This window comes from Flavobacterium davisii (assembly GCF_019565505.1).
Lineage (GTDB): Bacteria > Bacteroidota > Bacteroidia > Flavobacteriales > Flavobacteriaceae > Flavobacterium > Flavobacterium davisii.
In genome coordinates, this window is sequence record NZ_CP067378.1 from 2545190 (window position 1) to 2558356 (window position 13167).

At 30.0% G+C, this 13167-nt stretch carries 10 protein-coding genes and 1 pseudogene; 10 read left to right on the forward strand and 1 reads right to left on the reverse strand.

Features of this window, described 5'->3' with window-relative positions; translation table 11 throughout:
* Positions 1-87: 87 nt before the first annotated feature.
* The 10 genes and pseudogenes from JJC05_RS17470 (at position 88) to JJC05_RS12160 (ending at position 11149) form a co-directional block, all read left to right on the forward strand.
* Positions 88-363 carry a hypothetical protein gene (locus JJC05_RS17470; protein ID WP_258928848.1) on the forward strand — a complete coding sequence of 92 codons (276 nt, stop codon included), beginning with the start codon at positions 88-90 and terminating at the stop codon, positions 361-363.
* Positions 360-992, forward strand: coding sequence for a FixH family protein (locus JJC05_RS12125; protein WP_258928850.1), 633 nt, complete (start codon positions 360-362; stop codon positions 990-992). The genes JJC05_RS17470 and JJC05_RS12125 overlap by 4 nt, the downstream gene beginning before the upstream one ends.
* Before the next feature lie 6 nt (positions 993-998).
* Positions 999-2987 (forward strand): annotated as a pseudogene (locus tag JJC05_RS19075) (TonB-dependent receptor plug domain-containing protein).
* 17 nt (positions 2988-3004) lie between these two features.
* Positions 3005-3625 carry an MbnP family protein gene (locus tag JJC05_RS12135; RefSeq protein ID WP_258928860.1) on the forward strand — a complete coding sequence of 207 codons (621 nt, stop codon included), beginning with the start codon at positions 3005-3007 and terminating at the stop codon, positions 3623-3625.
* On the forward strand, positions 3622-3888 hold the full coding sequence (locus JJC05_RS17485) for a hypothetical protein (RefSeq protein WP_258928862.1): 267 nt from the start codon (positions 3622-3624) through the stop codon (positions 3886-3888). Before JJC05_RS12135 ends, JJC05_RS17485 begins: the two co-directional genes overlap by 4 nt.
* Before the next feature lie 159 nt (positions 3889-4047).
* Complete coding sequence (locus JJC05_RS12140; RefSeq protein ID WP_105196135.1) at positions 4048-5082, forward strand: cytochrome-c peroxidase; 1035 nt, start codon at positions 4048-4050, stop codon at positions 5080-5082.
* 37 nt (positions 5083-5119) lie between these two features.
* Complete coding sequence (locus tag JJC05_RS12145) at positions 5120-5518, forward strand: hypothetical protein (protein WP_235877463.1); 399 nt, start codon at positions 5120-5122, stop codon at positions 5516-5518.
* 407 nt (positions 5519-5925) lie between these two features.
* Entirely contained in the window at positions 5926-8067 is a 2142-nt protein-coding gene (locus JJC05_RS12150; protein ID WP_235877465.1) for a TonB-dependent receptor, read from the forward strand.
* A 94-nt stretch (positions 8068-8161) separates the two neighbouring features.
* Complete coding sequence (locus JJC05_RS12155; RefSeq protein ID WP_258928866.1) at positions 8162-9733, forward strand: PepSY-associated transmembrane domain-containing protein; 1572 nt, start codon at positions 8162-8164, stop codon at positions 9731-9733.
* Between the two features lie 141 nt (positions 9734-9874).
* Positions 9875-11149 carry a glycoside hydrolase family 19 protein gene (locus JJC05_RS12160; RefSeq protein WP_235877467.1) on the forward strand — a complete coding sequence of 425 codons (1275 nt, stop codon included), beginning with the start codon at positions 9875-9877 and terminating at the stop codon, positions 11147-11149.
* Between the two features lie 172 nt (positions 11150-11321).
* Here the strand turns inward: JJC05_RS12160 and lysS are convergent, their stop codons facing one another.
* Positions 11322-13013, reverse strand: a complete 1692-nt coding sequence (lysS, locus tag JJC05_RS12165; RefSeq protein WP_235877469.1) for a lysine--tRNA ligase — start codon at positions 13011-13013, stop codon at positions 11322-11324.
* Between the last annotated feature and the right edge of the window lie 154 nt (positions 13014-13167).

Genomic DNA, 13167 nt, shown 5'->3' on the forward strand with positions numbered 1-13167 from the left:
TAAATGTGTTGATTTACATTAATAACAACAAGCTATACAATTAGTATTGACTTGTCGTACTTTGTTTAAATTAATTATCTAAAAACTATGAAATTTCTGAAGTATTGGAGTGTTGTATTGCTATATACAATCACTTCTTGTACATTGGAAAAAACAGATTATGAAGCAGAAATAGCAACAGTTGTAACTGAATATTCCGCCTTTAGAGAAGTAACTTCTTTAAAAGTAGAGCACTATAATATTTGTATTGAATCATTAAACGGAACTTTTTATAAAGGATATAATGAGATTCGTGTAAAAGTTATTGATTCAAAAACAAATAAAGCAGTTGTTCCTACTTCAGTATCTTTTTACCAATTATGATATCGACAAATGATACAAAATCATCTTGTCCTCATCAATCTAATATGGAATATAAATCAGCAGAAGGATATTTTGCAGGATATTCTGTTTTTACAGATGAAAATGATAAAGGAGCTTGGCAAATAAATATTAAGATCACAATTAATAACCAATTGATAAGTGGTACCCAAACTATATCGGTTTTTTCTCAAGACAATAAAAACCTGAATATGACCACTTTTATAGGGAATGATGGAGAAAAATATTATATAGCTTTAATAGGTCCTAAAAAACCTAAAGTATCAGAAAATGAGCTGATTGCGGGGATTTATAGATATAATCAACCAACAATGTTAAACCCAAATCAATACTCTTTTACTGAAGTTAAAGATTATACTTTAAAATTAGATCCAAGGATGCCAGAACCCTCTATGGGAAATCATTCTTCACCTAATAATAAAGATTTAACACAAGAACAAGATGGTTTTTATCATGGTGTTGTAAATTATACAATGACAGGCAATTGGACGCTTAATTTGATCTTATTAGATACCAAAGGAAAGTTGATAAAAGGATCAAATGTTCCGAAAGACTTTACGCCCGGAGTTCAAGGATTCAAGAGTGATCTTTTTATGGATATTCTATTCTAATATCTTATGAAAAAAATAGTATTTCCAATAATTGTTACCCTTTGTTCTTTTGCAAATGCACAAAGTATAGAAGTCAGTAAGGATTCTGTAAAAAGAATGAAAGAAATTTATTTGAAGAAAATTCAGAAAAAAAGAAAATTGAAACAGACCTAAAATTAGCCGTTTCAATAGATGAATTTTTAGCATCTTCTCATACTATTTCTTTTATCAAGAGAGGGGCGTATGCTTGGGAACCATTATTAAATAATATGAGTAGTGAGCGTTCCACAATTACGATTGATGGGATGCACATTTTTGGAGCTTGTACAGATAAGATGGATCCCGTTACATCCTATTTAGAAATAAATAATTTAGCTACGATTGATATAAAATCAGGACAGCAAGGAGGACTGCATGGATCTACTATTGCGGGAAATATCAATTTAATTAGAAAAAGTAGCTCTTTTACTGAAAAAACAAAAATAATAGGGAGTTATCAAGGAGGATTTGAATCCAATAATCGTCAGTCTTTTAACCTAGGTAATATAGCTTTTACCAATAATAAATTTGTTTTGGATGGAAGTATGGCCTATAGAGAAGCAGGGAATTATTTTGATGGTAACAATAGAGAAGTAAAACACTCCCAATATACCAAATTTAATTCCTCATTAGGTATGGCTTATAAAACAGGACTCCTTTCATCTTTAAAAGTAGATGCCGTTTTTGATATAGCAAAAAATGTAGGATTTCCCGCTTTACCTATGGATTTATCTCTTTCAAGAACCCTTATAACATCCGCTGCTTATAAACAACTTTTTGATGAAAAATTAATTAAAGTATGGGATACTAAAGTATACTTTAATGCGATTGAACATTATATGGATGATACGACTCGACCTGAAAATTTAGTTCACATGGATATGCCTCGGATGGAGTACAACCTATGGTTTGATTTCTAAAATCAATTTGAAAAAAAATCAATTTTCTTCAGAAGTACAATTCAATGCGTATAATAATTTATCCATTGCAGAAATGAGAATGTACCCTCAAGATCGAAGTAAAAGAACCATGTTTGCTTATACTTGGCCTTGGGTAACCACAAAATTTGCAAGTTTAGCTATGCAAAATTCTTGGGATTTTTTAGAACAACATCAAATTTCTTTTGGCGCTTCTTTAGGTATTAATCATAATTTTTCTAAATATGTAGAATTCAATCGAATTTTTTATCCAAATAGTTCCCAACAAAAAAGCAGAATTTTGCCTAGTATTAATGTAAACTATCAATACAAGAAAAAAGCATATCATTTCTCTGTAGGAACAGGATATGGTCATAGAGCCCCTTCTATTTCAGAAGGATATGGCTACTATATTTATAATAGTTTTGATCGATACGATTATATAGGAAATCCTGACTTGAAAAATGAAATTTCCTATGAAGTAAATGCAACTTCAGGGTATAAAAATAATACGATAGGACTAGAAGCCAAGATTAATTATTTTTATATTAAAAACTATATTGTTGGCGAAATCCTCAATATAGGAAGTCCTATGAATTATCAATCTATAGGAGTTAAAGGGTATACCTCCTTAGATTATGCAAAACTTTATAACATAGCTATTAATACCTTTTATAATATAGACGAACATATCCGATGGGAAGTAGTATTAGCTTACGCAAGAGGAATCGACAAGAATGGAATTAATCTCCCATTTATTAGACCCTTAACTTATTTAAGCTCTATACAATATAAACATTGTAATTTTGGAATAAGAACCTCTATAAACGGCGATCTTGATCAAGTGCATTACAGTTCGTTATATGGAGAAGATAGGACACCTAGATACTTATTGTGGAATAGTTCTGTAGATTATACAATACCTTTTGATAAATACAAAATAACATTACAAACAGGAGCAGAAAACATACTTAATGAAAATTATAGTACGTATGCTGATTGGGGAAATATTAATAGAATGGGACGAAATATTTTTATCTCATTAAAAATCAATTTTTAACAAACATTTTAATTATTATGAAAAATTTAAAAAAATATTATTTATTAACTATCTCATCATTATTGTTTTTATCTTGTACTAAAGATGACGATCAAAAAATACTTGATTCAAGCACTTCCTCTAATAACGTAACATTAGTTTTTGAAAATACGTTTAAAAAAACACCCATTGTACTAGGAGAGCCTACTTCTGCCACTGTTACTACTAATATTTCAGTAAACAATCAAAAACATCTTTTTAAAGAAATAAAGTACGTAGTAAGTAATATAAGATTCGTAAAAGAAGACGGAACAGAAGTACCTTATAATGTGTCAAATTTAGATTTAGGAGCTACAGTAATAGATCAATCAAAACCAGAAACATTAAATTATGTTTTATCTGCTATTCCTTATGGTAATTATAAGCAGATTAAATTTGGATTAGGGGTACCAAGTAATTTAAATAAAGTAGATCAAACAAAATTTCCCATCTTTTTTGCTAATGCCGGAGAAAATAAAACACAAATGATGTGGGAATGGGGTGCAGGTTACCGTTTTGTAAAAATTGAAGGTTATTACGGTGATACAAATAACAATCTTTCAATTCATACAGGAAGTACTGAAAAAAAGATCCTAATAAAAATTTTGTTCAAGGAGTGAATGCTTATAGAGATATTATTTTAAATCTTCCAATACAAGCAATTGTGGGGAAAATGAGTCCTAAAATTACCATAAATGCTGATTTTGATAAATTATTAAGCGGTACAGACAAGATTACTCTAATAACGAATGATAGGGATGATAACAATGCAACCCCCAATATTCATTCAGCTGTACAAATGATGCGTTTTGTAAACAATATAGGAGGAAATGGTACGACGGATGTTATGGGAATGTTTTCTGCTACCAAAGTTCAAAATTAAATATTAGTTTGAGAAGTGTCCCAAAAGATTATGATCGTTTTATTTGGCTCACAAAGATAAAAGACATATTATGAACAATATTATTTTAGATTAAACAAGAACCAATAAACGAAAGATTTAGTTAGTTCTTTTGGGATAGCCTCTCTTTATTATTTTGATATGAAATTAAAAACTTTAGTTCTAATCCTTTTATTTACTTTATACTCCTGTTCTAAGGACAAAGAAGTGTATATAGAACCCATTCCTGTTTCGGAATTTGATAACCCAGAAATTTTGATACAAATCCCTAAGAACTTTCCCCTATTAAATAGCTTTTTTCTTCATAATAAACCTACAAAATATGGCGTACAGTTAGGTGAAAAATTATTTAATGAAAAAAGATTGAGTAGTAACAATTCTGTTTCATGTGCAACGTGTCATATTCAAGAAAACGCATTTACAGACAAAAAAACAAAAGCAATCGGAATTCTAGGACGTATAGGATTACGCAATACACCCCCTATTCAAAATTTGGCCTTTATGAATTTTTATATGTGGGATGGAAATGAACTAGAATTAGAACATCAACCTATAGTACCCATCATAACAAAAGAAGAAATGGGATCTTCCATCCTAGAAATAATAACAAAAATACAAGAGGATAAAGAATACCAAGATCTGTTTAAAAAAGCCTATGGCGATGATAAAATAACACAAGAAAGAATATTTAAAAGTATTGCACAATATGAATATACCCTAATATCTTCTAATAGTAAATATGATAAAGTCATGAAAAAAGAACAAACATTTACCCCAAATGAAGAAAAAGGATATGAAATATTTCAACAAAAATGTGCTAATTGTCATGCTTCAGAATTGTTTACAGATCAAACATTTAGAAATATAGGATTCCCTCTAAACCCCAACAATGATGAGGTAGGTAGAGCTAGAGTAACAGGAAAAAAGGAAGATATACACGCCTTTCGAGTACCCTCTTTAAGAAATATAGAATACACCGCTCCTTATGGAAGCTTCGGACAGTTTACTTCATTAAAAGAAGTGTTAGATTATTTTGATAATGGGGTTTTAAATGCAGATAATTTAGATCCTATTCTAAAAAATAAAAACAATAAAATTGCCTTAACAGAAGAAGAAAAATTAAATCTAATTTATTTCATGAAAACATTAAGCGATCCAATATTTATTAAAAAATAGTTCAAATATCGTACAAAAAAATCTTCATAAACATTAAATGAAATTTGCCTATCTAATATTTGTTTTATCATTTTTATTACGTCCTGTAGTACCTGTGTTTTCATATATCATAAATTATGATTACGTAAGTACTGTATTGTGTGAAAATAAGAATAAACCAGAATTAAGATGTAATGGCAAATGTTATTTAAAAAAACAAATGGCAAAAACATCAGAGGAAGAAAAACCTCTTCAAAAAAATACAAAACAGATAAAATTAGAACAAGAACTCCTATTTTTTTACCCCAATTTAAATGGTCTAACGTTATTAAACCCCACTTTTAGTTTTAAAACAACAACAACCTTGTATATTAACTTATATTATTTTTTAGAAGAAAATTTTATTTTTCATCCCCCTTCGTTTAAGAATGATGTACAATATAATGCCCATTTTTAAGTATCATATTGTGTAATTATCCCAGATTATACGTTAGACTTTTTGATGAAAATGAACAGAATAAATAGATAAAAAATAGAAGGAAATTTTTATCACCGATGTATTCTACTCTATTTAAGATAAAAAACAACGTGCTTTTTAGATTCAAAGTTATATTTTATTCATAATAAAATTGCTTTACCTCTTCGCTTCGTTTAGGTTTAACACTTCATTTGGGATTATCCAACAATAATCACTTCAGTCCACTATTACTACCAGAACAAACCATTAATTTGGTTCTAAATGGTTGTTTAATGCAATTTTAGGTCAAAGACAAAACGATTATTAACGTTCGATAAAACACGTAATTTTTATTTCTGAAAAACAGACTGCTTATAAGAAAAGTATGTTATAATAATAATCTTCCAATGAAAATAATAAAAGTATTCATCGCTCTTTTAGGAGTGGTTACAACGTATGCACAAAATAAAAAAAATCAAGATACCACAAAGATCCATCATATAGAAGAAGTAGTGGTAACTTCCAATAAAATAGAAACAAAAAAAATAGAAACACCAGTTGCTATTTCTAAGCTAACAGAAAAAAAAATAGCAGAAACTAAAGCAACAGCTATATATGAGTTAGTTAATAAAACATCAGGTGTTTTAATGACCAATTTAGGAAATGAACAACACAGTATGTCTATTAGACAACCCATGACAACAAATGCTTATTTTTTATATCTAGAAGATGGATTACCTATTCGTCCTTTAGGTGTATTTAATCACAATGCACTATTAGAAATTAATCAATTTAATCTTCAAAGTATAGAAGTAGTCAAAGGACCTGTTTCTTCTCTATATGGGCCAGAAGCTGTAGGAGGAGCAATTAATCTCATTTCCAAAAGACCATCTAACAAACCAGAGTTAAAATTAGGTTATCAAGGAGATCAATTTAATTTTAATCGTTTTCAAGCAATGGGTTCAGGAACTATAGGTAAATTAGGATATCATATTGCAGGTATAACAACCATTCAAAAAAAAGGTTGGATGACCTATTCAGACTATGATAAATATAATATAAATGGACGTTTCGATTATACTTTTAATCCTAATCATAAGCTTATTGCCACTGTTTTTTATGGGCAATATTATACTCAAATGAGCGGCAGTGTAAATGAACAAGACTTTTATGAAAGAACCTATCAAAGTCAAACTAACTTTGCTTACCGTAAATCAAACGCTTTACGTACAAAGTTAGCCTATGAACTAAATTGGAATAAGGATGCCATGAGCTCCTTAACTGTTTTCATGCGAGATAACCAATTAGGACAAAATCCCTCTTATGCTATTAGAGTGTCAGAAGATAAAAAAAATGCTAAAGGAGAAATTAATGCCAATAATTTTACCAGTTATGGTATTTTAGGGCAACATACCCAAAAAATGAATTGGTTTAATACAACCCTCGTAGGAGGTATTTTATTTGATCGTTCTCCTATTGATTATCAGGCTTATCAAATTGACTTAAAACCGATACTAAAACCAGGTACCACAATTGTTTCACAATATGAATTTATTACAGAACGACCAGATATAAGATTGAAAGTATACAATGGAACTATTTATAATTATGCCGTCTTCGCGCAAGTAAAAACCATGCCCGTAAAAAATATAACCCTGACATTAGGAGGGCGATATGATAAAATGAATCTAGAATATTACAACGATATTAGCAAAAAAAATGGAGCTAAAGATTATAATCAATTTACTTTTAAAGCAGGAATGAACTATAATCCATTAAAAATACTCGGTTTTTATGCCAATTATGCACAAGGTTTTTCTCCTCCCAGTGTTTCTACTATTTTTGAAATTAAAGCAGGAACAGGAGGAAAAACAGGAATTCCAGCAGAATTTAATTACGACCTAAAGTCTGCTTTATTTTATAATTATGAAGTAGGGGGCTGGCTATCATTGATAAAGAATACATTAAAAATAGATTATTCTTTGTACTATATAGAAGGTAAAAATGAATTAATCAACACACGTTTAGTTGATAACTCAACAGATTATCGTTCAGCAGGAAAAACATCACATAAAGGAATCGAATTAGGATTAAACTATGAAATCTCAAAATCTGTTAATATAAGAATAGGGGGAGCTTATTCAGAACATAAATTTGTAGAATTTGAGTTTCCAGAAAAATCTTTAGAAGGTATAAGAAATTTAAATGATAAAGAAATGCCATCCGCACCACGTTGGATAACAAATTCAGAACTTAGTTACTATCCAAAATGGTTACCAAACTTTAGGATATCAACGGAATGGCAATATGTTTCAAGCTTCTTTCAAGACCAAATTAATACCGTAAAATATCAAGGTTACAACGTACTAAACGGAAGAATAGGATACAAAATAAAAGGGATAGAAGCTTATTTAAATATCATAAATCTTACAGATAAGTTATATGCTTATAATGTGTCTAGAGGAAATTCATCCAAATCTTCTGCAAATTATACCGTAGCAGCACCTAGAACCTTTGTTTTTGGTATACAATATAATTTATCCCTATAATTCTATAAACCCGATAAAAATGTAAAAAATATCAAGCTAATAAGCACTATTTTAATAATACTTTGAGTGTAAACTCATAAAACCTTATAAAATAATGATAAAAACAATTATTCAAAAAATAAAGAAAAAAATAAAACAACGTATTTACAAAGGACATAAGTTACTAGCCTATATAACATTTATTCCCGTTATATTATGGTGTTTATCTGGAATTATGCACCCTTTTATGGCACACTTCTTTAAACCCCAAATAAAAAATGAATGGATAGAACCTAAAGCGATAGATCCAGCTAAAGTAAAAGTTTCTTTACAAGAAATTTTACAAAAAGAAAAAATTACAACCTTCAAGAATTGTCGCTTTATCGAAATGAACAATAATTGGTTCTATCAAATAAAATTGCGGAATAATTCCTTAACCTATTTTAATACCCTCAATGGTAAAAAAATGAAACAAGGAGATGAAAAATACGCACAATATTTAGCAAAATATTTCTTAGATGATAATCAAAGCAAAATATCAAAAATAGAATATTTAACCCAATTTGACCATCAGTACAAATATGTAAATAGATATCTACCCGTTTACAAAATTACTTTTGATCGTAATGACAACATGCAAGTATATGTAGAAACAACATCCAGTAAATTAGCAACCTTTAATCCCTTGTCTAGACAAATCTTTATATGGTTTTTTGATACCTTTCATAATTGGTCCTTTTTAGATGCTATTACTACCAATGAAATACGAATAGCCTTTATGATTATCTTTTTAGGAACCATTATCTTATCCGCTTTATCAGGAATTTTTATTTACGGTTTTTTTTGGAAAACATTTAAAAAAATACAAATTACATCCGAAAATAAAAACCGTATTCATCACCGAAAACTAGGTTTATGGTTTTCAATACTAACCATTGGGTTTGCTTTTAGCGGTGCATTTCATTTAACAAAAAAATGGAGTGCTAAACCAATTCAGAATATGATATATGAACCTGTTTTAAATCGCAATAAAATAAAAATAAATCCAATAGAAATAGCAGTAGATAAGACAAAATTTCAAAACTTAAGTCTTATACAATTTCAAGACACTATCTATTATCGTTGCGAATTAAAAGCAAACTTAAAACCTTCCTTTCAAGATTATTCAAAAGGAGAAAAAAAGAAAAAAAAATTAGCTCCTATACCAGATGTTTTCTATTTAAATGCAGAGACTAACAAGATAATTAAAGATTTAGATATAGAATATGCTGAATTTTTAGCCCATTATTTTGAAAACTCATCATTTGAAACGACCACCTGCTGTGAAGATCAAACGTTAGAAGAAACGAAAAATTGTCGAATAGATAACGTTGAATTACTCGAAACCAAAATTATAACCGATTTTGATAGTCGTGAATATGGTTTTGTAAACAAACGTTTACCAGTGGTAAAATTAACCTATGATACCCCCGAAAAAATAACCTATTTTATAGAAACAGCAACTTCACGAATTGCTTCTGTAGTAAGTAAGTCAGATCAAATAGAAGGCTATTCTTTTGCCATCTTTCATAAATTTTTATGGATGGACTGGGCAGGAAAACCTATTCGTGATTTAGTTATGACTTTTGCTGCTATCGCATTGTTGATACTAACTTTTTTAGGATTTAAATTAATAATTAAAAAATAAGAATACGTTGTATTGTAATAGAGATTTGGTTAGTTTTATATGATTAACCAAATCTTTCAATATATGAAGTTAAACCGATCCAATCTGTCTTTTCTGATAGCCATTATTATTTGCTGCCAATCCATATATTCTCAAGAATATTTGAGTACATTACACAAACAAAATCCCTTAACAAGTGACCAATGGCAGTCATTATTTCCAAATCGAGCAGGACTAAACCCGGGTCATCCACAAGGTTATACCACCGATTTTTTTTCTTATAATAATTTTACACAAGCCCGTAATGAAATGGCAGACTATTTGGTGAAAATTAGAAAAAAACAAGGAATAAATGGAGAACTAATTACTATTACCAAAAAATCTTCTAAAGTAGTTTATAACTATTCAGACGTAGAGGCCTCATGGTATTCCAATACAACGCCTGAAACCATTATTAATGTTGATTTTGCAGACTTTATTAATACCTCCAATTCTGTAAATAATACAAGAGAATTAGGTGCTTTTTTGGCTAACATTTCAAAAGAAACCACTGGAGGATGGCAAACACCAGTAGGAGGAGGAAGTTTAGGAGATTACGCTAGATGGGGATTGTATTTTGTACATGAATTAGGTTATAATGTAACCAATTCTGCTGGCGCTTATAGTCAAGCAAGTACAGAATATCCTGCAAATCCTACGAAAGGATATTATGGAAGAGGACCTATTCAATTATCATGGAATTATAATTACGGACAGTTTAGTAAGTTTTTATATAACGACAAAAATGTTTTGTTAAATAATCCTGATTTAATACAACAAGATGGAGTATTAGCTTTTAAATCTGCCATTTGGTTTTGGATGATGCCACAATGGCCTAAACCTTCTTGTCATCAAGTTATGCACGATCTTTGGGTGCCAAACATAGGAGAGTATGCCATGAATAAAATGTATTTAAAAGGATTTGCACATACTAACAATATCATTAACGGAGGATTAGAGTGTAGAAGTTCATCTAGTTCTGTTTTTACAGTAAAAGTAGCTTTACGTTCTGATTTATATAAATATTATTTAGGAATATTAGGTTTAAATTCAAATCAAATAGCAGGAGAAGACTCAGGTCAGTATACTACTACCTGTTTTCAAGAGACTTCTAATGCCATGCAAGATTATCAAAGTGCAAATGTTTTAGCAACTAAATGTTTTGATTTAGAAAATTTTATTTATAGCCCAAATCCAGTACAAGAAAATTTAACAATACAATACAAAAAAAATATAGATCAAATTGTTATATATGGATTAGATGGTAAAGAAATTCAGAAAATACCTATTCAAAAAACAAGTGCAGAGTTAGATAGTAATAAATTTGAAAAAGGTATTTATTTATTGAAAGTTATAAGCGAAGGAGAGTCTGCAATTTTTAGAATTGTTAAAAATTAAATCATCACAATAAAGATAAGATTGGTAAAAAGAAATGCTATAACATCATTTTGAATTCAATCTCTGTTTTAAAATAAGGAGAAATCACATCGTCAGTCTTGTGTGATTTCTCCTTGTGGTTTATATTGTGTTCCGTATATTCAGCTCTCTTGTATAAAGCAATATTGGTAAATTACATAAGGACAACAGTTTTACTCTCGCCTTCTACAACTACTTTTGTTAAACCTGCTTTTGCTAATTCCTTCATAGAAGCATCCCATTTTTTGCCACTCAATCCTGATTTTTCTTTTAAAGCCGCTAAAGCTTGATTATCTTCTGCTTTTAGTAGTTCTATAATGGTTTTTGCATCATCACTTATAGCTAATGGTTTTACTTCTGGACGCATTTGTGGGAAGAATAATACTTCTTGAATAGAGGCATTATTGGTTAAAAACATGATTAAACGATCCATTCCTATCCCTAATCCAGAAGTAGGAGGCATTCCATATTCTAAAGCACGTAAGAAGTCCTCGTCAATAATTCCATTAGCTTCATCATCTCCTTTTTGAGCTAATTCCATTTGTGCCATAAAACGTTCACGTTGATCAATAGGGTCATTTAATTCAGAATAAGCATTAGCTATTTCTTTTCCACAAACCATTAATTCAAAACGTTCTGTTAATTCAGGATTATCACGATGTTCTTTTGTTAATGGAGACATTTCCTTTGGATAATCAGTAATAAAAGTTGGTTGAATGAAATTACCCTCGCATTTTTCGCCGAATATTTCATCAATTAATTTTCCTTTACCCATAGTATCATTTACTTCAATGCCCATAGATTTTGCAGCTTCACGTAATTCCTCTTCCGTTTTGCCTGTTATATCAAAACCTGTAAATTGCTTAATAGCATCAGTCATGGTAACACGGGCGTAAGGAGCCTTAAAGTTTACTTTGTGTTCTCCAAAAGTAGCCTCCGTAGTACCATTTACTTGTAATGCACAATATTCTAACAAATTTTCAGTAAACGCCATCATCCAGTTGTAATCTTTGTAAGCTACATAAATTTCCATAGCTGTAAATTCAGGATTATGCGTTCTATCCATCCCCTCATTACGGAAGTTTTTAGAAAATTCATACACTCCATCAAACCCACCTACAATCAATCTTTTTAAATATAACTCATTAGCGATACGCATATATAGCGGAATATCTAAACTATTATGATGTGTAATAAAAGGACGTGCTGCGGCTCCTCCGAGAATAGACTGTAAAACAGGTGTTTCTACCTCCATATAGCCAGCAGTGTTAAAAAATGTACGCATAGCAGTAAAAAGTTTTGTTCTTTTTATAAATACATCTTTTACCTGAGGGTTTACCACTAAATCTACATAACGCATACGATAACGTAATTCAGGATCAATGAATTCATCAAAAACCTTACCGGTTTCATCTGTTTTAGGTATTGGTAAAGGACGTAATGTTTTACTTAAAAAAGTAAAATTTGTAACACGAATACACTGTGCCCCTACCTGTGTAGTAAACAATTCTCCTTCTATTCCTATAAAGTCACCCAAATCGACTAACTTTCTAAAAATAGTATTGTATAGCGTTTTATCTTCATTAGGACAAATCACATCACGATTAAAGTAAGCTTGAATACGTCCTTCGCTATCCTGAATTTCAGAGAAACAAGCTTTTCCTTGGTCACGATTACTCATTAATCGACCTGCAACCACAACCTTCTTACCTTCTTCAAAAGATTCCTTCACTTGTTTCGAAGTATGATCTACTGGATACAAATTAGCGGGATACGGATTGACACCAAGTTCACGTAACTTGGTCAACTTTTCTCTTCTGATGATTTCTTGTTCTGAAAGTTGCATAAAAATATTTTTTTAAAGACAGCAAAGATAACCATAAGTTTAAAAGTTTAAAAGTTTTAAAAGTCTAAAATTAGAATATAACATAACTATATCGTTTATTTTTGTGATTTATTTAAAAACTACAAATTCCTTAGAACTAATAGAATCGATATCT